Here is a 23013-nt window from a genome sequence, read left to right as displayed (position 1 = left end):
TCTGCGACTTGTCTTTTTTGGAAATCCAAAGAAGAAAGGACGCGTTTACAATTCGAGACATCTCAGAGCGGAGACACGGGAGGCCGGAAACATTGTATTTCCTACTGATTTTACAGCCCTCCGTTCAACCTCCGGCTAAAGTGCCGGCAACGAACACTTCATATCTACAAGTTATCTTTTAAAATAGCAAGTTTACGTACATAAAAAAATTGATTTATTAAATCTTGATATATTTTCAATATATTCTCTCTTCTACAAAGAGATGGTGCTGTACACTATAAGAATAAGGAGAGAAAAATGGGCTTTTTAAACCAGATTGATGTTACACTCTTTGAAATGTTTGTCGGCAATCATCAATCTTGGTTGATTTTAGTTTTGTTTAGTATTTTTTGTGCAAAGTTTTTAATTTATATTATTCCTCTCCATCTCTGTGCGTTGTGGTTTTGTGGTGGGGAGAGGGAGCGATGTGTCGTGCTAAGCATTTGCATGAGCATTTGTGCGTCTCTTTTCATAGGTTATCTCATTTCTCTTTTTTATTTCCATCCTCGCCCATTTGTGGTAGGGTTGACGACACCGCTTATTCAACATCGTGCAACAGCTTCTTTTCCTAGTAATCATGCCTTGACCATTGCATCTTATGCAGCTAATTTTTATTTTTACCGATACAAAGTTGCTTTTAGATTTGCCGTAGTGTTTTTATGTTTAATCTGTTGGGCGCGCATCTTTGTAGGTGTACATTATCCTTTTGATATTTTAGCAGGTATAACTTTAGGAAGTCTCATAAGTTTGAGTGTTATTCAGTTTATAGCACCATATTTTCCTAAGTATTTATATCAAATTCCGCCCTTAAAATATAATTTTAAGAGAGATATTCGTTCTAAATAAAGGACTTTGTCTTGATTTGTGCGGATGAATAAGGTCAAAAGAAAATAATTTAATTGCACAATATTAGGAGTCGATTAATGGGTGCAGCTTTTATTTTTCCAGGACAGGGGAGTCAACTTGTTGGTATGGGGAAGGCGCTTGCAGAGCAGTTTGTTGCGGCGCGGATGGTTTTTGAGGAAGTTAATGATGCGTTGGGTGAGAAATTATCAGAGATCATTTTTGAAGGACCAGCAGATGTTTTAACATTAACAACAAATGCACAACCAGCATTAATGGCTGTATCCATGGCTGTCATTCGTGTGATGGAGCAATTAGGGCTTCATATAGAAAAAAAAGTAAAGTTTGTTGCTGGTCATTCTTTAGGCGAATATTCAGCTCTTTGTGCTGTTGGTACGTTTAGTCTCACAGACACAGCAAGGCTTTTGCGTATTCGTGGCAATGCCATGCAGGCTGCTGTCGCGGTGGGTGAAGGTTCTATGGCAGCACTTATCGGTTTGGAAGAACACGTTGTAGAAGAAATTTGCGAGACTGTTTCTGGAGAAGGACTATGCCAGATTGCCAATGATAATGGTGGTGGGCAAATTGTTATTTCGGGTGAAGCAAAAGCGGTTGAGACAGCAGTAGAGATTGCATCAACAAAAGGTGCAAAACGTGCACTTCTTCTTCCGGTTTCTGCACCTTTTCATTCGTCTTTAATGCAGCCTGCTGCTGATGCCATGAAGAAAGCGCTTTTGACTGTTAATAAAATGGATCCTATTGTTCCTTTAATTGCCAATGTTTCTGTTACACCAGAAAACGATCCAGAACGTATTGCTACTCTTCTTGTCCAACAAGTGACGGGGAGGGTGAGGTGGCGTGAAACAATAGAATGGATTGGGGCTAATGGGGTTGATACGCTTTTTGAAGTTGGTTCTGGAAAAGTATTAACAGGTTTAACGCGTCGTATTAACAAGGATATAAAAGGGGTAACCATTGGAACAGTTGATGAAATAGAATCAGCGCTAGGTATGCTTGGCGTTTAATCTATAAGGAGTTTAAAAATGTTTAAATTAACAGGGCGTAAAGCTCTTATAACGGGGGCATCAGGAGGAATTGGTGAGGCAATTGCACGCTGCTTTCATGCACAAGGAGCCATTGTTGGACTTCATGGAACACGTGAAGAAAAGCTTAGAGAAGTGGCAGCAGAATTAGGGCAGAATGTTTTTGTATTTCCCGCTAATCTTTCTGAACGCCAATCGATTAAACAATTGGTTGAAGTTTCAGAAAGAGAAATGGATGGCGTCGATATTTTGGTTAACAATGCGGGAATCACTAAGGATGGTCTTTTTGTGCGTATGCAAGATAAAGATTGGGATGATGTTTTAGAAGTTAACCTAACCGCTGCTTCTCTTTTGACGCGTGAATTAATATATTCTATGATGCGCCGCCGTTATGGAAGGATTATTAACATTACATCTGTTGTTGGTGTTGTGGGAAATCCTGGACAAACGAATTATTGTGCTGCAAAAGCAGGCTTGATAGGTTTTTCTAAAGCATTGGCACAGGAAATTGCTTCGCGAAACATCACTGTCAATTGTATTGCTCCAGGATTTATTAAATCTGCAATGACAGACAAGCTTAATGAAAAGCAAAAAGAAGCCATTATGGCTGCGATTCCAATGAAGCGTATGGGAAGTGGGCAAGAAATAGCCGCTGCTGCTGTTTATTTAGCGAGCGATGAAGCAGCCTATATGACAGGTCAAACACTCCATATCAACGGCGGAATGGCAATGATTTAAGTATTTTCTTTATTCCACATTGATTTATAAGCCGTATTATTTTAGATAGTAACGATTGAAATGGAAAGATGCATCTATTTCTTTAAGATGATCGTTGATCAATTGAAGGTGAAATGTCAGATTGGTTCATTTTGTAGGGGATATCCACAGGATGTTTTAAATCATTGCTGAAATCTTTTAAAGTAATGCATCTATTGCTTGATTAGATGAGCCGATATCGTTAACCAAATTATAGGAAAAATATAAATTCGAGGATTTCAAAACATGAGTGATACAGTAGAGCGCGTTAGGAAAATTATTGTGGAACATCTTGGGGTTAATGCTGATAAAGTCGTAGAAAATGCGAGCTTTATCGATGATCTAGGAGCGGATAGCCTTGATACGGTTGAACTCGTTATGGCTTTTGAAGAAGAATTTGGTGTAGAAATCCCAGATGAAGTTGCAGAAACGATTTTTACAGTTGGTGATGCAGTCAAGTTCATTGATAAAGCTTCTGTATAATTACTAAAGGGCAAAGGCATAAATTGCTTTTGCCTGTGTTCTTCTGAGCTCTTTTGCAAAGAGAGTTTTGAGAGGTAAAGTTCAGTTCAAGGTTAGAAGTTATGAGACGTGTTGTTGTTACTGGTTTGGGATTAGTATCTCCATTAGCTGGTAATATTGAATATAGTTGGAAACGACTTCTTGAAGGAAGAAGTGGTGTCCGGCGTATCACTGAATTTGATGTGTTAGATTTGCCATGCCAGATTGCTGCGCGTATCCCCTTAGGGGATGGAACAGAGGGGACCTATAATGCTGATTTATATATGGAACCTAAAGAGCAACGTAAGGTTGATGCATTTATTGTTTATGCAATGGCTGCGGCTAACCAAGCGCTTGCAGATGCTGAATGGTTTCCTAAGAGTGATGAAGATCAGATTTGTACAGGTGTATTAATTGGTTCGGGGATTGGGGGAATTGAGGGCATTGTTGAAGCTGGTTATACGCTTCGTGATAAAGGTCCACGTCGTGTTTCTCCTTTTTTTATACCAGGTCGTTTGATTAATCTTGCTTCTGGTTATGTGTCTATTCAATATGGTTTACGTGGTCCTAATCATTCGGTTGTAACAGCTTGTTCGACAGGGGCACATGCGATTGGTGATGCAGCACGTTTGATTATGTTCGGTGATGCAGATGTCATGGTGGCAGGAGGGGCAGAATCTCCGATAAATCGGATATCTCTTGCAGGTTTTTCTGCTTGTAGAGCTCTTTCTACTTGTCGCAATGATGATCCTGAACGGGCGTCACGTCCTTATGATGCTGATCGTGATGGTTTTGTGATGGGAGAGGGAGCGGCGGTTGTTGTTTTGGAAGAGCTGGAACATGCAAAAAAACGAGGAGCACGTATTTATGCTGAGGTTATTGGCTATGGTTTATCTGGTGATGCTTACCACATTACAGCGCCTTCAGAAAGTGGTGAAGGTGCGCAGCGTAGTATGATAGCTGCTCTTAAGCGTGCACAAGTGAATGCGAGTGAACTTGATTATATTAATGCTCATGGTACATCAACGATGGCTGATTCCATAGAGCTAGCAGCTGTTGAACGTGTTTTAGGGAATTATGCATCACAAGTTTCTATGTCATCAACGAAGTCATCTATCGGGCATTTACTGGGTGCTGCCGGTGCTGCTGAGGCTATTTTTTGTATTTTAGCTATACGGGATAATATAGCTCCAGCGACACTTAATCTTGACAGTCCATCGATTGAAACGAAAATTGATCTTGTTCCACACAAACCACGTGAACGAAAGATTGATACGGTTCTTTCCAATTCTTTTGGATTTGGTGGAACAAATGCATCTTTGGTAATGCGACGTTTTAGAGGGTAATAAGTGTTTTTATTTAATTTTTTCTTCTGAGTTTTCTAGTTTATTATAAGGTGAATAAGAAGTTTATAGTATTGTGCTTAATCGCTATTGAGGGGTTATGTCTAATGTGAAAAATAGAAAACCACTAAAGGAGGTAAGTGATTCTTTTTCGAGTCATTTAGCAGATAATTATGACATGTTGACACATAAAAAGCGAAAAAAATCATCTATTGTACGTAATCCGTTGGTTATTCTCGGTCATTTTTTTCTCATGCTGATTGTGGTTATTATTTTCGGCGTAAGTATTCCTCTTTATATTGGAAAAAATATTTTTGAAGAAAAGGGGAAAATTGAGGAAGAACAAGTTATTCTTATCCATCCTGGCACAGGAATTCGTGAAATTGCTTCAATGTTAGAAAAACGAGGTTTCATTCGATCATCAGATATTTTTGTTTATGGGGTTGGCTATTACCAAAAAACAACGCATCTGAAGGCTGGTGAATATTTAATTCCAGCACATGCTTCGATGCAGGATATTATGGATATTCTTGTGAAAGGAAAATCTATAGAGTATACATTCACAGTACCAGAAGGTTTAACAGTTCAACAAGTTTTTGATCGATTAGAGACAAATGAAATTTTGATTGGGGATCTTCCAAAAACTTTGCCTCCAGAGGGCTGTTTGATGACGGATACGGTTCGTTTTATTCGGGGGACAACGCGTAAAGAAATTGTAAACAGATTGCGTGAAGGACAGACAAAATTAATTCACGCTATATGGGCTACGCGTTCACCTGATTTACCCATTAAATCAATTGATGAATTTGTTATATTGGCCTCAATTGTTGAGAAAGAAACAGGAATTTCAGCAGAAAGACCAATGGTTGCTGCAGTGTTTTATAACCGTCTTGCAAAGCATATGCGTCTTCAATCAGATCCAACGGTAATTTATGGTCTCTTTGGAGGAAAAGGAAAGCCACCTGGTCGTGCAATTTACCGTTCAGATCTTGAGAAGGAAACACCCTATAATACTTATAAAATTAATGGTTTGCCACCAACAGCTATTGCGAATCCAGGTCGAGATTCTTTGAAAGCAGTGGCACATCCACCAAGCAGTGATGCACTTTATTTTGTTGCTGATGGTTCAGGAGGGCATATTTTTTCTCGAACCTTAGAGGAACATAATATAAATGTTCGAAAGTGGCGAGAATTAAAAGCAAGGCATTGATTTATAATAATAACACATCTTTTTACATCGTAAAATGAGAACCAAAAATATAGTAATATTTTTTTATTTAAACTTTTATAAGAATGATAAAAAATAATTTTCTTGTATGTTACAAGTGCGATGAGCACAGGGATAAAAAATATTTAAGAAGGAAGTAAGTATACTGCTGATAAATTATTTCAATGGAAGAGCAGAATAATATTGAGATCTGCTAAAGCAAACACATTGATTGGAGAAAGATTGAGATAATGTGTTATTCAAATTTTGAAGAAAAATTTATGAACAAAGTAAAGTGGTGTTATGATAGTCTTTGAGAGTACATTGAATGTTATAAAAACAAATCAACGCCGTGGTTTTTTGTTTATTCTCTCTTCACCTTCAGGTGCAGGTAAATCAACAATTTCTCGATTACTTCTAAAAGATGGACAATTAGAGCTTTCTGTCAGTGTAACCACAAGGAAGAGGCGTCCTAGTGAAGTAGATGGACTCCATTATCACTTTATTTCAAAGGAAGAGTTTGAATATAAGCGTGATAGAGATGAATTTATTGAATGGGCAGAAGTTCACGGGAATTATTATGGCACTTTACGTGAAACTGTTGAAAACACATTGAGTATCGGCCGTGATATGTTATTTGATATTGATTATCAAGGTACCGAGCAGCTGCAAAAAAAGATGCGAGGAGACACTGTATCTGTTTTTATTCTTCCCCCATCAATGAAAGAGCTTGTTTTGCGTTTACATCGTCGAGCAGAGGATAGTCAAGATATCATCAATTTGCGATTGGAAAATGCACGAACCGAGTTAAAGCACTGGCGTTCTTATGATTATGTTGTGATTAACGAAGATTTAGATCAGTCTTTATCTTTTGTTAAGTCGATTTATTTAGCTGAAACCGCAAAACGTGAGCGCTGTTCTTTTCTTGGCTCTTTTGTTGATGGACTTATTGCTGAAAAGATTGATAAATACCTTTATTAAAAAAGAATGCATAACAAAAAGTGCAGTTTTTAGAGCACTAGATGCGCTAAAGTTACAAATTCGGAAACGGAGAGCGTTTCAGCACGGCGTGTTCCATCAATTCCAGCTTTTTCTAACAGCACTTCACCTCCAAGTGTTTTAAGATTTTGACGAAGCATTTTTCGTCTTTGTCCAAAAGCGATTTTTGTGACGAGGCTTAGTTTTTGTGCAGAACAGGCAAGAGGTTGTGTTCGCGGAATAATATGAACAACGGAAGAAGTTACTTTAGGCGCTGGTATGAAAGCTTGAGGAGGCACATCAAAAGCAATTTTAGCAGCGGTACGCCAGCCAGTTAAGACACTAAGACGTCCATAGTGAGCAGATTGAGGTTTAGCTGTAATCCGTTTGGCAACTTCACGTTGAAACATCAATGTCATTGATTCATAAAAAGGAGGCCATGGTTCAGCCAAAAGCCAATTTAATAAGAGTTGTGTTCCAATATTATAGGGAAGATTTGCAATAATGCGAGGTTTTTCTAGGCTTGTTTCAAAGAGTTTTGAGAAATCTTGCTTCAGAGCATCATTACAAATAAGTTTTAATTTTTGAGGATAATGTTTTTCTATTTCTAAGAGAGCCGGTATACAGCGCTCATCGCGTTCTATTGCTGTTACAATGGCACCCTTTGCTAGCAAGGCACGTGTGAGACCTCCAGGACCTGGGCCAACTTCAATAACAGGTTTTCCTTCTATATTTCCTGCTTGATGAGCAATTTTAGAGGTTAAATTAAGATCAAAAAGGAAATTTTGCCCCAAAGATTTATGCGCTTGTAATCCATATATATCAATGATCTCACGCAGAGGAGGAAGATTATCTATTGGCATGGTATCAAGTTATTTTTTGCAAGTTGATTTGCAAGTTTAAGAGCAGCAATAAAGCTTTCTGGAGAAGCTAACCCTTTATCAGCAATGTCAAAAGCAGTTCCGTGATCTGGAGATGTGCGAATAAAAGGTAAACCTAACGTGACATTAACAGTGGTGTCAAAGTCTAATGTTTTAACAGGGATAAGGGCTTGATCATGATACATGCAAAGAGCAGCATCATATGTTTTTCTTGCACATTCGTGAAACATTGTATCGGCAGGAAGCGGTCCTGTAATATTGAGTCCTTTTTGTTTAAGATATTCAATAGTGGGCGTGATAACTTCAATATCTTCTTTTCCCATTGCTCCTCCTTCTCCAGCATGAGGATTAAGACCTGCAACAGCTAGTCGGGGTGACGTTATTTTAAACCGTGTTTTTAAGTCACGTTCAGTAATCAATGCTGCTTGAATGATTAAATGACGGGTAAGCTGTGAAGGAACATCTTTGAATGGAATATGCACAGTAATTGGTACTGTTTTTAATCGAGGTCCTACTAACATCATAACTGGATGATAACATTTATGAAAAGCTTTATGGGCTAAATCGGCTAAAAATTCTGTATGGCCTGGAAATTGAAAACCGGCATCATAAAGATTCTTTTTTGTAATAGGACAAGTGATAAGTGCACATGCATGTCCACTTTGAATCAATTGAACACTGCGTTTAATTGCTTCAATGATCCCAGCAGCATTATTCGATGAAGGTATACCTACTTGATCACTTTGTTTGTTTTTTAACGGTATGATAGGAAAAGCATTTTGAAAGTTTTTTACGGGATTACTGATTAAAACAGATTCCACCTCAACATCAATCTGTAAAAAACGAGCGCGTGAACGAATAACATCTGGATCAGCGAGAAGTACAAAAGGTGGAACTTGGCGCGTAACACGCAAACTCCACGCTTTTAGTGCTATTTCAGGACCAATCCCGGCAGGATCACCACCGCTAACAACAAGAGCAGTCATTATGAATTTTGAATATGCGCTACGCGCCGTAATTCTTCTAAATATTTTTCACTTAATTCTTCAAGTTTCTGCGGGCTACTTTTTTTACTGTCTTGAAGAGAAAATATCAACCGAGCAACATAATCATCAGAAACTCTTTTTATTTTGCAGACAGCGATTGCTTCGATTCCATCAGATGTTTCTTGTAATTTTGTCATTTTTCCAGCAGGTGTTGCAAGAATAGCTTGTTCCCATGCACTGGGAAGTTGGGGCTCCAGAAACTTTCCTAAGTGGCGGATAGTAACGTCTAAAATACCTCTTGCTTGATTGTGAGCATTTGCACATCCACGGAAATGTGCGCGGAAATTGCTTGCTTCTCTTTGGCGTCTTTCAACGATTTCTGAACGACGATGTGCAGGAATGACAAAAACAATTCGCTGTAATGTATATTCGTTGGTTGAAGGTTTGACACCACCATTTTTTAATATTCTGCGCACGGCTTCTTGTTCAGTAATCATACCAGTTTGAGCTTGATAGCGTGCGTTAACAAGACGTCCCCATCCTATTTGTCCACGGATGTAATCTTTAAAGTGTTGCACAGAGATATCACTTTGGATCAGAATCTGGTTGAGCTGATCAATCGTCATATTATTTTGTGTTGCAAAATTTTCAAAAGCTCTATCGACTTCATCATTGCTTACTTCAATATTACGGCGTTTTATTTCAATATCTTTCAGCTTTTCGTCAATAAGCTCTTTTTTAGCCTGTGCCACCAAATTGCCTTGCTTTTGTTGCAGCCTGAGAAAAGCAATACGCCTCTGTATGTCATAATTTGTGATAGGGTTGCCATTAACTGTAACAACAATAGCAGTCTGTGCAAAGACGGATGGAATCAAAAATTCATTTATTAGCAGGCTGCTTACGCTCAAAGATGCAATACAAAATAAAGCAAGAACACGCTTTTTCAATTTATTCATGTAAATAGGCTTTCACATTGTTTATTAATTCTCATCAACAACTTAAAATATACCTTTTCTTTCATAAAAACAACGATAAGTTAAATCACTGATACATTCTCATTATAAATTTGGATCTATCTTTTTTCCGATATCTGCAATTGTACGCAATGAAAGAGAAAAATTAAAGTTTTGCAAGGGGGCTTTTCTCCCTGGATTCATTACCTGTTGATAACCGAATGTTAGCCCGAAACATTCATCTGTATAATTCAAGCTAATTCCTCGTTTTATAAATGTACCGGATACTAAATCATAACCGGCGTTGCTATTAATGGACCAATAGTCTGCTAGTTTAAGTCCCGTTTGAAAAGAAATTTCTTGGCGCTCTTTTAGATATTCATAAGATGGTTGGCTTGCGATATAAGCATATTGTATAGATGCCCAAAAAATTTTCCATTTTTGTGATGCTTCGATTTCACTACGGCGGATTTTACCTGTTTTTTTGTCAAAGCGTCCACGCGTTTCTAAGGAAAAACCACTTTTATGGGTTGCACCAAACAGTGCAACATAGTCTGAACGTTTTTCCTCTAAGCCAGAATGGATACCTACATTAACAAAGTCTTTTTCTGCAAAAGAATTTTTTCCTGCCAGATGAAAGGATTGTCCAATGAGACCATAAAGAGACCAATTGTCATTAAAGCTTCCAGAATATCTTAAACCTATATTGGCTCTTGTGCCGCCTTCTACACGATCATAACCAGAAAATTTATCCCGTTGAAAGAGAGTGGTTGCATCAAATACAAAGCTTTGAGCATCTTCATTAGGAATTTGTCCGATATATTGTTCATTATTGCGTATGAAAATTTGTGCGGTTGGTTCTATGATATGTGTAGAATGATCAGCTGTAATGAGAAAGGGATAGCGTAGTTCCAGCCCTGCTGTTGCCATGCCACGAATTGCTGAACCACGAACTTCTGATAACACATTGTTTTCTATAGAAGAATCATGATTCTTTCGTACATCGGTTGTAATGATATCGGCTCGTAGAGAGAGGAGGGGGGTTAAGATGAGTCCATTGTGCGTGTTGAAGCGCTTTTTCCACTGAAGCTCGTTTGTTAACCGCAAACTATTTCCAGCCATACCAGAAAGTCTTACTATGTTGAGAGAATTTGCGTTCTTGTCGGGTGAACTGAAATCAGCGTGACGACGATAAATTGATTGCATATTACTATGGAAGGTGAGCTCTCCATTATAAATGGGTTCATCTGGTGTGAAAGTATAATCGATGCGTGGTAGAACCCACGCTTGCCGAGAGTGACGTTCATAATGAGGATCATTCAATATCAAGTCTTGAACTTTAAAATGATAAAAACGCATATCAAAATGGTTTTTTCCTGCAAGACCATTCAGATAGATCTGAGAAAGTTGTGTAGGATTGTTATAGTTTTCAAGTTTATAGGCACGACTAAAATGCCGATCGGATTGTGCAAGAATATCCCATCCATAAGTCCAGTGTGAATTAATACGAAAATCCCCCTTTGTTGCCAGCATATAGCGGTTTTTATGTTGGGCATCAATCGTATCATTATCAAATCTATGCGGTTTCATTTGATATATATGAGCAAAGCGAATGTTATAACGTCCTGTTTTAAAACGCTGACGCCATTCCCCTTCGGTTAAAAGCCCTTGTTGGGTATAAATGGTGGAAGAAAGGGTAAAATCATAATGGGGGGCGAGATTCCAGAAATAAGAATTCTTTATCCCCATACCGAGATAATCAGTATAAAAAAAATGAGGAGTAAGCAGACCGCTAGCACGCCTAACAGTTGGATCATAGATCTCAAAATTTGGAAATTTTATAATCGGTACACCAAAAACTTCAAAACTGCTATTTTCAAACCGAATTTTTTTGACGCTATTATTCCATATGATCTTTCTTGCTTTAATTTTCCATAGGACGTTTCGATCTGGTTTATAGGAGCAAGGTTCACAGGCTGTATAGGTTGCATTTTCAAAGATTGTTATGTGATTGTGTTTGCGTGTAGCATTTTGGGCTGAAAAGTGAACATTGTTGGCTGTATCAATACGTAAGGCGTTTACAAAACCCTCGCCAAGATCTTTGGTCATATCAATTTGGTTGGAATAAATTTTATTACCATCCTTTTGAGTAATTTCAACGTTCCCTAGTGCTATAAGCCGTCCTGTTTTTTGATTGTAAATAATTTTTTGAGCGATAACTTTATTGCCATCATATTCGATTTGGACATTACCGTGTGCAGAAACAGTATTTTCATCACGATTGTAGATGAGTTCATCCGCAGAAAGCAAAAGAGGAGGTTCCGGATTTTGAATGCGACTTTGAGAAGGAGATAGAAGGCTTTGAGCGTGCGCACAATAAGACAAAGCACCTCCTAACATAACTCCCATAACACTTTTAAAAGCGAGAGCACTTAATTTTGTTAAAATAGTTTTTTTTAGTGTTAATGCTTTCACTTAGCCATCCTCTTTATGAAGTAAAAAAGAGATTCCTAAGAATAACGCAATAACAACGGGTGTCCAAGCTGCAATAATTGGTGGAATATATCCAGCATTACCAAAAGCTTGAACAAGTACGGAAATAACATAAAGCATAAACCCAGCTATTATGCCACCAAGAATCAACATTCTAGATTGCCCAAAACGTGTAAAATTTAAAGATACAGTTGCTGCAATGAGGGTCATTGCCACAAGCAATGCCGGTAATGCAATCAAAGATTGGAAATACATATCAAAATTATGAGCAGAATAGCCAAATGAACGTGCAATCATAATTTTTTTTGGCAATTGATAAAATGGAATAGTTGCGGGATTCACTAAACGTTCCGTTAAAAATTCAGGTTTTAGATTGGTTTTTATTTTCAACACGGTAAATTTTTCAGGAGGACGCCCTATTTTATAGATTGTTCCATTTGTTAATAGCCAAAATCCATTAGTCAAGGTTGCTTTTGGGGCGTTAATCCAATTTTTGACGGTTGCATTGTCATTGTATTGTACAAAGGTTGCATCGAGAAGAGAAAGTCCTTGATCGGTGATAGATTTGGCACCAATGGTTGTTCTGCCTAAATTTGTACGCTGTGTTAACCAGTGAATACTTGTATTGTGAAGAGGTGTTAGTACATTGTTATTGCGCCATTCAGTCATCTTTTTTTCTGCTTGAGAAAATCCCCATGCAGCAAGTGGATTAATGAGAAGAATTGAAAATAATCCCAAAAGAAAAGCTCCAAAACAAGCTGGCATAAGAAATTGCCATGCAGAAACACCGATTGAACGAGTCACCACAAGTTCAAGTTTTTTGTTGAGAGAGATAAGCGTAGCCATTGCAGAAAAGAGTGCAATGAAAGGGATAAGTTGTTGCATGATAAAAGGGATGCGTAAAACAGAGAGGAAAAATGCATCTTTTGCTGTATAATGCGGAAGGGAAGATAGCCTACCGGAATTCTCTGTGAAATCGATTAAAAGAGCAAGAATAAAAATGCTTCCCCAGAAATAACAAGTTATTTTAAGATAACGTATAAAAAAATATCGTCCAAGTGTCCACCCAATCATGATATTTCATCCGAGGAATCTTGAGATTTTCGCTGTTCAAATTTATTTATTATTTTTTGAAAAGCAATTTGAAGTATCTCATTAACTTTTGTGGGAAGCCCAATTTTATGATTCGTTAAAAGCATACAAAAGACAAATGCACTTGTTCCTATAGGTATAATATAAAGGAGAGGAACGTATGCAAGATCGCTTTTTGCTTTTTCTGCGAAAAAATATCCTATCCAATACACTAGAAAAGAAAGGGCAATTGCCGAGACATTTGCGGAATGATGAGCTTGTCGATGGGAGCGTACGTCCCCTACCGCTGCTAATGCAATAAGTGAAAAAACAATAGGGTAGAGCCATTGTGTTAATCTGCGGTGAAATTCAGCTTTATATTGGAGTGGTTTTCGTTGATAGTAGGGATCTTGTGGATCAGGGTTTTGTAAATAAGAAAGAGACCGATCTTTTGGATAAAGAGTAGGTGTTTTATCACTGGGGATAAACTCCCCTAGGCTAAAGGTGTATGAGCTAAATTGAACGATTGAAACGCTGTTATTTTGATGGTTGACTCTTTCTATTTCACCGTTATTGAGAACCAGAAAACTGCCATTTTTATTGCTCACAATGGATGCGTCTGTTGCATAATAAAAAAGATCAGTCGTAGGATCACGTTGGTCGGCAATGAAAAGGCGTTCAAGTGTTCCATTTGGATTTCGTTCTCCAATTTCTATGTAAAGGTTATTGGCAAGTTTTTGAAAGCTCCCTTCACTAATGAATAGATTAATAAGATCAAAATGAGCACTTGCTAGCATTTGTCGCATATGAAGACGCGCTTGAGGAACAACAAAATTAGCTATAGAAAAGGAGATACAGGATGCAACAATAGCAAGAAGAAGGATAGGTTTCCAAACAGTACTTTTAGGAAAACCAGAGGCATTGATGACAGCAAGTTCTGAGTCTTGATGCATTGCTGAGAGGATAGTTGTAACTGCGATCACTAATGCAAATGGAATGACAAGAAAAATAACAGAAGGAACCAATGAGAGTGAAAATTGTAAGACTGTGAGGAGTGTTTGTTTACTTGTTGTGAGAAAGTTTATCCGTGCAAGAATTTGTATAGTCCAACTAACGCCCACTGCTGCAATCATGACAGAACTAAATAAAACAAGGACACGTTTCAGGATGTAGAACTCAATAATACGCATAAATTGGGAAAAATCCTCAGTCTTTAATTCGATAGCAAATATTTTTACTGCTTTCGGTTAAAATGTAATAAAGTTCGAAAAAATATCCTTTCATGAATTGGATATTTTTACCAAATAAATAATATAAAATTTTCTATGAGGTCCTCTTTAAATTTTCCGTACATTATATTTTATTTTCAACTATAGTCTACAAAGAATCTAGAAGAATTTAGAAAATAACTTAAAAAACTTTTTTATTAACGTTGAAAATAAAAATTTTTGTCTTTTAAAGACATGTGCGAAAAAAGAATGCAGCTTAACCAAAAGAGATTTATATCTTGAACCGTTTCCTTTGTATTAGGGATATAGAAGGTTTTTAAAAAAAGATGTTAGCTTTTTTATAAAAAGTGATGAGGGCTTAAGAGGTTGGATATTTTATTCTATCATTTGACGCAGTCAACGCTGAAAGATATTTTGCCGACGCTTGTGGAGCGTGCAGTGGCTCATTTTGGTAAAGTAACAATACAATGTGTGAGTAAAGAGCAACGCGATTCTATAGATATACATTTATGGGTTTATGCTGATGAATCATTTATTGGACATGGAACTGAGTGTGATCAATATTCAAACTTTCAGCCTGTATTTCTTACGACAGGACAAGAAAATCCAAATAATTCAAAGATTCGTTTTCTCATAGAGGGAGCGGTTTGTTCGGACATTGATGCTTATCAACGGCTTGTCGTGATATTTGATGGTAGAAGTGAAGAGCAGTTGAATCTCGTTCGTGCACAGTGGAAGAAATATAAAATGGAAAATCATAATTTAACGTATTGGCAACAGACTGAAGATCGTCGCTGGGAAAAACAGGTTTAATGCGTCTCGTATCTGTTATTCTGATTTTTATAGGATTGGTGGGAATAGTAAATCCAGCACTTTTTATTGCGGAAGGATCAGGGGGAGGGCGTTGGGTTTTTATTGTGATTTTTCTTTTAGGCATGCTAAAGATATGGACTATAATAAAAAAAATGAAACGCCATGATGATTATTGATCGAATTTTGCTTGTTTTATGGGCTGTGATGTTGGCCTTCTTTTGCGTTTCGTGGTTGGGGACAACGCATATCTTATCAAAAATATTTGCTGTTGCTTATATGAGTAATATTGCAGATTTTTTATTTTTCTTTTTGAGTGCATTGTTTACGGGAATATTGTGGTGGAAAATACCTCAACCTCTATCTTTAAAAACAAAACTGGCAGCATTTTTGCCGCCAGTCCTTATTTTGTTCTTCGTTATTATATTTTAGTTGGATATTTCATCATCTGTAAATCCGACGAAGCAAATCAGTGAAATAAAAGAAGCAAGAAGCAAATAATAACCGATATAAGATGTATCGAGATGTTGCACCAGATATTCTGCAATATAAGGCGCGAGAGATGCTCCTATGATAGCAGATAAATTGAAAGTGATAGAAGAACCGGTATATCGAATTTCTGTTGGGTATGGTGAAGCCAAAACAGCACCAAGAGGACTGTATATCATTCCCATGAGAGACAAACCGATGACAGACATTGCAAGGACTCCCATAACTCCAGAATTTAAGAAATAAGGAATTGTGAAAGAATAAATACCGGTGATGATTGTAATCCAAATCATCAAAGTTCTACGTCTAATACGATCAGCGAGTTTTCCAGTGATGACAGTAAAAATTCCACAGAAAACAGCACCGACAATTTCGACTTGAAGGGCTTGATGAAATGGCAATTGCAAATGGTTTGTTGAATAGCTTAACAAATACGTAGTGACCAAGTAAAATAAAACAAAAGTTGCCATACCAGAAAATATTCCAAGAAATAGGATTCGTGGACATTTTAAAAAGACATCTATGATAGGAACTTTGACATGTTCTTTACTTTCAAGAGTTTTTTTGAATTGAGCAGTTTCATTGATTGAAAGACGAACCCATAATCCTATAATCATAAAAACAACTGAAGCAATAAAAGGAATGCGCCATCCCCAAGCTAAAAGTTCAGCGCGATCAAGGAAATGCAACAGACCTAGATAAACCGCAATAGATAAAAACAAACCGATTGAAACGCCCAATTGGGGAAACATCGCATACCAGCCGCGCTTTTCTGGAGGGGCATTTTCTGTTGCGAGCAAAACAGCGCCTCCCCATTCTCCTCCTAATCCCATTCCCTGTCCAATACGGCATAAGGTTAAAAGGAAAGGGGCAACCCACCCAGCTGTTTCATAAGTAGGAAGGAAACCAATAATGACTGTTGAGAGACCCATTGTGAGAAGAGAAGCGATAAGTGTTGCTTTTCTTCCAATTTTATCTCCAAAATGTCCAAAAACAACTGATCCAAAGGGGCGGGCAAAAAAGGCCGCTCCAAAGATTAGGAAAGACTGTAAAATGGCAATCTGATCATTTTGTGTTGGAAAAAACACATGAGGAAATATGAGAGCTGCGGCAGTGCCAAAGACATAGAAATCAAAGAATTCAATTGTTGGGCCAATAAGGCTTGCAAATAAAATCCGACGAGGGGAGTTTCTGTTGCTTGTAGCTTTCATTTCTGAGTTTATAGACATGAATAGAATGTCCCTTTCAGTATATGACAAATCAAATGACGAGTTAACTGACTATAACTATAGAAATTTCAAATCAGTGTCGAGTCAATATTATGACATTTCGTTATATATTAGAACAATGATTATGGACTGATGAGTATGAATAAGCGTTCTATATATTATCCAAATTGAATAAAATAAAGACACTGCTTTAAATGCTGTAGAAGATGGCAATAGGTGGCCATAAACGCAGCTCTCATTCACATTGCTGTTTCCTTTAAAGTTTAATGCCATTTTTATCTATTAAGAGATCAATCTTATTCGTAAATCAGTGTTTAGTGTTTCAAAATATTAAAAAATTTTTCATGCATGTAATTATAACACTTTTAAAGGGTATCTAAAGCAAATTAAATCTTTTAGTTGTGCGTGTATTTTAAAAACACATAGTGTATATTCCGTCTATCAGAGCTTAATCCATCGAATGATTTGCTATCTTAAAAGACATGAGGTTGAGCAATTATGTTGTGTTGTTTTTGTCTATGCACTTTTTTCTAAATGGGAGAATTTAAATTTGAAATTATGGAGTGTAAAGAATGCAACGCAAATTGAAATTAAGTTTTTATACACTAATGACCAGTGTTTTTTTTGTCAAGATTGCGAGTGCAGATGGAGTAGCTACATTAAGAGAAAAGTTATTAACACCAGTAAGTATCAGTGAACACCTAGAAGAGACAAGAAAGTTGTTATCGGAAGTAAGGGGATTAAAAGAAAAAAAAGGGGGATCAAAAAGGATAGAGAATAAACAGACAGTAGAAGGAAGTCATCCTTCAGAAGAGGAGAGGGAGAGATTAGAAAACCTATTCTTTGAAGTACTCACAAATTCAATAATTTATGATGATATTGCCGTTTATATTACTGACCGTGATTCTGAGAGCTCTGGTAAAAAAGTAAATAGCTTTAATTATAAAGACGCCGGATATTCTATCAATAATACGATTCAGGAGGGTGGAAAACTTTACATTGATGCAGCAAGTATTAGCAGGGATACGACAATTGAGCATGGTGGGATTGAGTTTGTCCAAAACTTGAGCATTTCAGAATATGCTACTGTTAAAAAAGGTGGTACACAAATTGTTGAGAGTGGTGCAAATGCAGAAGGTACTAAAATTTATGGTGGTGAGCAGATTATTTTTGGTAAGGGGTTTCTTGGGGATGGTTTGTCGCGTGAAGATAAGGCAAGTAGTGCTTATGGCACTGAAATTCATGCTGCAGATGGAATGCTAGGAATACAAAGTGTCTATAGTGGGGGGATGGCTGTTGACACAAAGATTATGAGAGGCGGTGTCCAGAATCTTGATGGTGAAGAGAATTTTCATAACGGCTTCTCAGAAGATGCTGATACAGCCGATACAGAAGATGAAGATTTTACAATTAATGAGGGGGCTTTTGCACTGAGTACAGAACTTTTTAAAAATGGTGCGCAGAATATCTTTGCAGGAGGGAATGCGAGCGAAGTTACTTTATATGATAATGCTACTCAGAAGATATATGATTCTGGATATGCGGATAATCTAACAATTAATCATCAAGCACAATCATGGGTTTTTGCTGGTGCAATATTAGATAAGGATACAAATGTTCATGATTTTGGTAGTCTTTATCTTTATGCTGGGAATGGTGAAGCTGTTACGGAAGTAGAAAATCTTAATTTAAATGGAGAAGATAGCAAACTATACATTATTGCGTCTGAAGATAACGGCAAAAAACATGAGATTAATGTTAAGAATTTAAAAGGAAGTGGCAGAGTTATTTTTACGTCTTTAGGGACGAATAAGCTCTATTCTCAACTTAATATTGATGATCTTTCAGGTTCTTTACATTTCGATTTTAATATCAATTTTGCCAAGCAGCTTAGTGATTATCTTGTGATTAAAAAAAGGGGCTCTGGTTCTCACACAATAAGTGTGGCTGATTCTGGGCGTGAAATTACAAATTCTTCTTACAAAAAGCTTAAATTAATTACTGATCGCAGCGGAAATGCCCATTTTACTCTGACAAACACTTTTGGTGAAAAAATCGGAACTGTTGATGCCGGAACCTATCGGTACAGTTTGAAACATAGAAACAATAAGGGTACTGGTAAAATTTGGTATTTAGATGCGAATTATGCTCTTGATGAGACAAATACCTCTTTATTTTCTGATTTTAGCTTGCAACCATCTGCTATAGCTTCATTATCGAATGATCTCACAGAACGCACAATTGAAAAGGGAATGATTGTTACGATTGCTGATCCTAGCTTTGATAGTAACAGTGAGAAAGTTGAAAGCACTGGAGAAACTTCGATTAGTAATACAGTTAAAGACAGCGGAAAGATCTCCGTTTATCACGGTGGTTTTAGCTTGTATACGACAATTCAAAGAGGTGGCACTGAGCTTATTAAAACACAGGGTCTTTCACAGGATACTATTGTTCATAAAGGTGGGCAACAAAAGGTTAAAGAGGGGGGAAAAGCTGAAGGGGCTAAAATTTACGGTGGTGAGCAGTTTGTTTCAGGAAAGTCTGATATCAAAGGTGAGATGGTAAGAAGCAGCGCTTATGACACTATCGTTTCTGGTGAGAATGGAGTGCTAGGATACCAGAATGTGTACGATGATGGAGAGGTTTTTAACACAAAGATCATGGAAGGAGGGATACAAAATCTTTATGGAGAAGAGGATCTAAACGATTATAGCAGTTTTGCATTTGATACGAAGGTCTTTTCTGGTGGACAGCAACATGTTTTAGCGGGAGGAATCGCGATTGGCGTTCTTTTACAAGGGAATGCTTTCCAAGCAATAGATTTAGGAGGCTATGTAAAAGATTTAATCATTAAGGATCAAGCACAATCGTGGTTACATCATGGTGCAACATTGGAAGGAAAGACAACGGTTAATGATTCTGGACGGATTTATCTTTATGCTGGTGCAGAGCAGTCTCGTACTGAAGTAGAAAAAATTGTTTTAAATGGCAGAGATACAAAATTGTACGCGATTGCTTCCAAGATGGATGGTGAAAGTTCTTTGATTGAGAATCTGAGTGGGAATGGTCGTGTTATTTTTACTTCTACCGTGTTTAATCCACATTACTCCAAACTTGAGATCAATGATCTTTCAGGGAGTTTACATTTTAGGTTGCATACTAATTTTGCAGAACAGCGCGGTGATTATCTTCTGATAAAACAAGGATCAGGTAATCACACCATAAGTGTTATCGATTCTGGTGTTGAAATTACCAATTCTCCTCTACAAGATCAGAATTTAGTTTTGGAGCTTGATTTAATTCATGTTCAAAGCGGAAATGCGCATTTTACTCTGACAGATTTTTCTGGTGAAGAGACGAGTACGATTGATGGTGGAGCCTACATGTATGGCTTAAAGACAAAAGATGATAATGGGGGAAAGACTTGGTCTTTGACTACATCACAAATAACTTCTGCTCCTGTAATTCCTTCACCGCATGTGGAGTCGCCTATAGATAAGCTTCCTGAAAAAGAAGAAAATATGACATCGTCAAAAGATTTTAGTATCTCTGATGTAATTCATTACAGCATTGGGGAAGGAGGAGGAATTCTACAAAGCTCTTTGCTCGGTGATGATAACGTAGTTTATGTCTCTGATGATGGAGAGCAAGGTGTTCTTAAGAAGTCTATTAATAATACAATTCAGGGATCAGGAAGACTTTATGTTGAAGCTGGTGGTTTCAGTAAAAATACAACCATTGAAAATGGTGGTACTGAGATTGTAGGGGAACAGGGGATCTCAGAATCTACGATTATTTACGAGGGTGGAAAACAAAAAGTGGAGGGGGGAGGCTCTGCATTGAGAGCTAAAATTTATGGTGGGGAGCAGCTTGTTTTTGGAGATGGGTATGTGGACGGTGGAATTGTTGGGAGCAGTGCTTATGATACGACAATTTATGGTCAAGGTGACACACTGGGACAGCAGAATGTATACGATGATGGAATGGTTGTCAGAACAAAAGTGATGAGTGGAGGAATACAAACTCTTGCTAAATGGTTTCCTAATGATGATAACTTTGCAGAAAAAGCCGGCGGTTTAGCTGTAAATGCTGAAATCTTTTCAGAGGGTGTGCAGCGTGTTTTAGCAGGAGGTGAAGCAAATACAGTCATTTTACGCACTGGTGGTGTTCAAGAAGTCTATGCAGGTGGAATTGTAAAGAATCTAACGATTGAAGGTAATGCTAATTCATGGATTTCTCCTGGTGCAATATTAGGAGGAGAAATAAAAGTTCAGGATTTTGGTGGGCTCTATCTTGATGCTGGAGACGATGGTCAACAAACTATAGTAGAAAACATTGAATTAAACGGAGAAGACGCTCAATTATACTCCGTTGCTCGTGGGTTTGACGACAAAAGTACACGCATTCAGCAGTTAAGCGGTGTAGGAAAAGTCATTTTTACCTCTTTTGAAGATGATTTATATTACTCTCAGCTTTACATTGATAATCTAGCAGGGAGTCTACATTTTAACTTTAATGTTAGCCTTGCAGAAGAAAAAGGTGATTATCTCTTTATCAAAAATGGCCGTGGTTCTCACACAATAAGTATTTTAGATTCCGGTATTGAAATTGTTGATCCTTCTTCAACAGAACTTGATTTAATTTTTGATCAAAGTGGTGGCGCACATTTTACCCTGAGAAGCTTTTCTGGTGCAAATGTTAAAACTATTGATGGCGGAACCTATACGTATGGTTTAAAACAGAGAATTGATGAGGATGGGGGTGAAAAAGTTTGGTATTTATCTGCAGTATTTATTGATAATGTTTCATTTCTCAACAGTTTACCACGTAGTAGAAGCAGATCTGTGCGGCATTTAAATCAAAATCAATCAGTTTCTTCTCTTTCAACGATTGCAGCACCACAAGCGCATGTTATTAAATTGCTACGTCGAAGAAAAAACCGCCAAAACTTGAGTCAAAGATCTCCAGCTTTTGTTTCTCCAACTGTTTTCTCTCTTGAAAGTCACGTTATTGAAGTCTTGGGTTCAGGAAGTTCTCATCCTCTTTCTGATGTAAAACAACAAACTGCTGTTTCAACCTCTTCTCAATCTTTAGTCGATCAAATGATTTTGCGTCCAGTTCATAAAGAACAACCTTTTCCACAATTGAGTGAGGCGCTTTCAGTTTCTCACTTTTTGACCACTCCCTCTACAGATGCGGTATTGTCTATGTCTGTAGCTCCGGCGATGGTTTTTCACAATGAAATGCAAACCGTGCGTACGGGCAGAGGAATTTTAGATAAAAGTAAAAAGAATACGGCTTTATGGACTTATGTGATCAAGTCTAAAGAGAGTGTTGCTGCAGAGCATATAGATTTTAAGTTGGATCAGACCGGTATTGTCCTAGGGATCAATGGTTTAAGCGAATGGGACAATGGAGATTTTTATATAGGTGGTTTTGGCAGTTATGATCGTGCTCGTGTTGTACATGCACGGGGTGGTACCAGTGGTATTAATACTTATGGTATTGGTGCTTATGTCACGTATTTGGATCATAGTGGATGGTATCTCGACGGTGTTTTAAAATATAATCATTATCAAAATAGTTTAAAAGCCGTTTCAACGAATGGTTTAGGGATTGAAGGCAGTTATACACAATGGGCAGTGGGGAGCTCCTTTGAAGCTGGTTATCGACTTCAGATGTCACAGAGCAGTTGGCTTCAGCCTTATGGACAATTTTCTTGGTTGCGTGTTGAGGGTAAAGCAATCAAGTTATCGAATGACATGACAGGAGATATGGATCCTTTCACTTCATTACGCAGTGAGGTTGGCTTATCTTTAGGGTATGAATTTGGTTCACACATGGATTCCTCATCGCTTGCGTATATTACAGCAGCATGGTTGCGTGAGAATAAAGATGACAATCAAACGTTAATTAATCAACGGCATCCATTTACCACTGACTTATCGGGGAATGCAGGTAAATTAGGAATAGGTTTAAGCAGTTTGGTAAGTGAGAAGTTGAAGTTATATGGTGAGGCCCATTATGTCAAAGGGCGTAAAACAAAGCAGTCTCTTCAGGGGATTATCGGGGTACGCTATAGTTTCTAACGATATGGTTATTTTTTAGTTATCTTTAAATGTATGATTAGTTTTTTAAAGTTTTTAATGCAGCATCAGAGAA

18 protein-coding genes are annotated in these 23013 nt (G+C 37.6%); 11 read left to right on the top strand and 7 right to left on the bottom strand.

Translation table 11 applies throughout. The features are described 5' to 3' along the window. Nucleotides 1–297: 297 nt before the first annotated feature. From ACFIKI_RS04585 to gmk, 7 genes are all read left to right on the top strand, one after another. Nucleotides 298–885 (top strand): undecaprenyl-diphosphatase, encoded by a 588-nt coding sequence (locus ACFIKI_RS04585; RefSeq protein WP_375665889.1) that lies wholly within the window; start codon nt 298–300, stop codon nt 883–885. A 77-nt stretch (nt 886–962) separates the two neighbouring features. Continuing rightward, nucleotides 963–1907 (top strand): ACP S-malonyltransferase, encoded by a 945-nt coding sequence (fabD, locus tag ACFIKI_RS04580; RefSeq protein ID WP_375665886.1) that lies wholly within the window; start codon nt 963–965, stop codon nt 1905–1907. Nucleotides 1908–1925: 18 nt separating this feature from the next. Continuing rightward, nucleotides 1926–2663, top strand: a complete 738-nt coding sequence (gene fabG / locus ACFIKI_RS04575) for a 3-oxoacyl-[acyl-carrier-protein] reductase (protein ID WP_375665885.1) — start codon at nt 1926–1928, stop codon at nt 2661–2663. 264 nt (nt 2664–2927) lie between these two features. Next, entirely contained in the window at nt 2928–3164 is a 237-nt protein-coding gene (locus ACFIKI_RS04570) for an acyl carrier protein (RefSeq protein WP_375665883.1), read from the top strand. A 101-nt stretch (nt 3165–3265) separates the two neighbouring features. Next, entirely contained in the window at nt 3266–4528 is a 1263-nt protein-coding gene (fabF, locus tag ACFIKI_RS04565; protein ID WP_375665880.1) for a beta-ketoacyl-ACP synthase II, read from the top strand. A 97-nt stretch (nt 4529–4625) separates the two neighbouring features. Continuing rightward, nucleotides 4626–5735: an endolytic transglycosylase MltG gene (gene mltG / locus ACFIKI_RS04560; RefSeq protein WP_375665878.1), complete on the top strand. Its 1110-nt coding sequence runs from the start codon at nt 4626–4628 to the stop codon at nt 5733–5735. A gap of 300 nt (nt 5736–6035) precedes the next feature. Then, the gene (gmk, locus tag ACFIKI_RS04555) at nt 6036–6713 is read left to right on the top strand and encodes a guanylate kinase (RefSeq protein ID WP_375665876.1); all 678 of its coding nucleotides are present in this window, start codon (nt 6036–6038) and stop codon (nt 6711–6713) included. Between the two features lie 29 nt (nt 6714–6742). Here the strand turns inward: gmk and rsmA are convergent, their stop codons facing one another. The 6 genes from rsmA to lptF form a co-directional block, all read right to left on the bottom strand. Continuing rightward, nucleotides 6743–7573, bottom strand: coding sequence for a 16S rRNA (adenine(1518)-N(6)/adenine(1519)-N(6))-dimethyltransferase RsmA (gene rsmA / locus ACFIKI_RS04550; RefSeq protein ID WP_375665874.1), 831 nt, complete (start codon nt 7571–7573; stop codon nt 6743–6745). Beyond that, nucleotides 7564–8577, bottom strand: coding sequence for a 4-hydroxythreonine-4-phosphate dehydrogenase PdxA (gene pdxA, locus ACFIKI_RS04545; protein WP_375665872.1), 1014 nt, complete (start codon nt 8575–8577; stop codon nt 7564–7566). Before pdxA ends, rsmA begins: the two co-directional genes overlap by 10 nt. Continuing rightward, the gene (locus ACFIKI_RS04540; RefSeq protein ID WP_375665869.1) at nt 8577–9533 is read right to left on the bottom strand and encodes a SurA N-terminal domain-containing protein; all 957 of its coding nucleotides are present in this window, start codon (nt 9531–9533) and stop codon (nt 8577–8579) included. The genes pdxA and ACFIKI_RS04540 overlap by 1 nt, the downstream gene beginning before the upstream one ends. A 102-nt stretch (nt 9534–9635) precedes the next feature. Beyond that, nucleotides 9636–12005: an LPS-assembly protein LptD gene (locus ACFIKI_RS04535; RefSeq protein WP_375665867.1), complete on the bottom strand. Its 2370-nt coding sequence runs from the start codon at nt 12003–12005 to the stop codon at nt 9636–9638. Further along, entirely contained in the window at nt 12006–13097 is a 1092-nt protein-coding gene (gene lptG, locus ACFIKI_RS04530) for an LPS export ABC transporter permease LptG (RefSeq protein WP_375665865.1), read from the bottom strand. After that, nucleotides 13094–14284 carry an LPS export ABC transporter permease LptF gene (gene lptF, locus ACFIKI_RS04525; protein ID WP_375665863.1) on the bottom strand — a complete coding sequence of 397 codons (1191 nt, stop codon included), beginning with the start codon at nt 14282–14284 and terminating at the stop codon, nt 13094–13096. The genes lptG and lptF overlap by 4 nt, the downstream gene beginning before the upstream one ends. 405 nt (nt 14285–14689) lie before the next feature. Between lptF and ACFIKI_RS04520 the strand changes: the two genes are divergently transcribed. The 3 genes from ACFIKI_RS04520 to ACFIKI_RS04510 are packed head-to-tail and all read left to right on the top strand — an operon-like array spanning nt 14690 to nt 15565. After that, nucleotides 14690–15136: a DNA polymerase III subunit chi gene (locus tag ACFIKI_RS04520; protein ID WP_375622184.1), complete on the top strand. Its 447-nt coding sequence runs from the start codon at nt 14690–14692 to the stop codon at nt 15134–15136. After that, the gene (locus ACFIKI_RS04515) at nt 15136–15312 is read left to right on the top strand and encodes a hypothetical protein (protein ID WP_375665861.1); all 177 of its coding nucleotides are present in this window, start codon (nt 15136–15138) and stop codon (nt 15310–15312) included. Before ACFIKI_RS04520 ends, ACFIKI_RS04515 begins: the two co-directional genes overlap by 1 nt. Continuing rightward, entirely contained in the window at nt 15302–15565 is a 264-nt protein-coding gene (locus tag ACFIKI_RS04510; protein WP_375665984.1) for a hypothetical protein, read from the top strand. The genes ACFIKI_RS04515 and ACFIKI_RS04510 overlap by 11 nt, the downstream gene beginning before the upstream one ends. Here the strand turns inward: ACFIKI_RS04510 and ACFIKI_RS04505 are convergent. Then, nucleotides 15562–16851, bottom strand: a complete 1290-nt coding sequence (locus ACFIKI_RS04505) for an MFS transporter (protein ID WP_375665860.1) — start codon at nt 16849–16851, stop codon at nt 15562–15564. The genes ACFIKI_RS04510 and ACFIKI_RS04505 overlap by 4 nt on opposite strands. A gap of 572 nt (nt 16852–17423) precedes the next feature. On the opposite strand from ACFIKI_RS04505, the gene bafA reads away from it, so the two are divergent. Next, nucleotides 17424–22940 (top strand): BafA family autotransporter, encoded by a 5517-nt coding sequence (gene bafA, locus ACFIKI_RS04500; protein ID WP_375665858.1) that lies wholly within the window; start codon nt 17424–17426, stop codon nt 22938–22940. Nucleotides 22941–23013 lie beyond the last annotated feature (73 nt).

Origin of the sequence: Bartonella sp. TT121SHDZB (assembly GCF_042193415.1) — a bacterium.
Classification (GTDB): Bacteria; Pseudomonadota; Alphaproteobacteria; order Rhizobiales; family Rhizobiaceae; genus Bartonella.
This window is presented reverse-complemented; position numbering and strand designations above follow the sequence as displayed.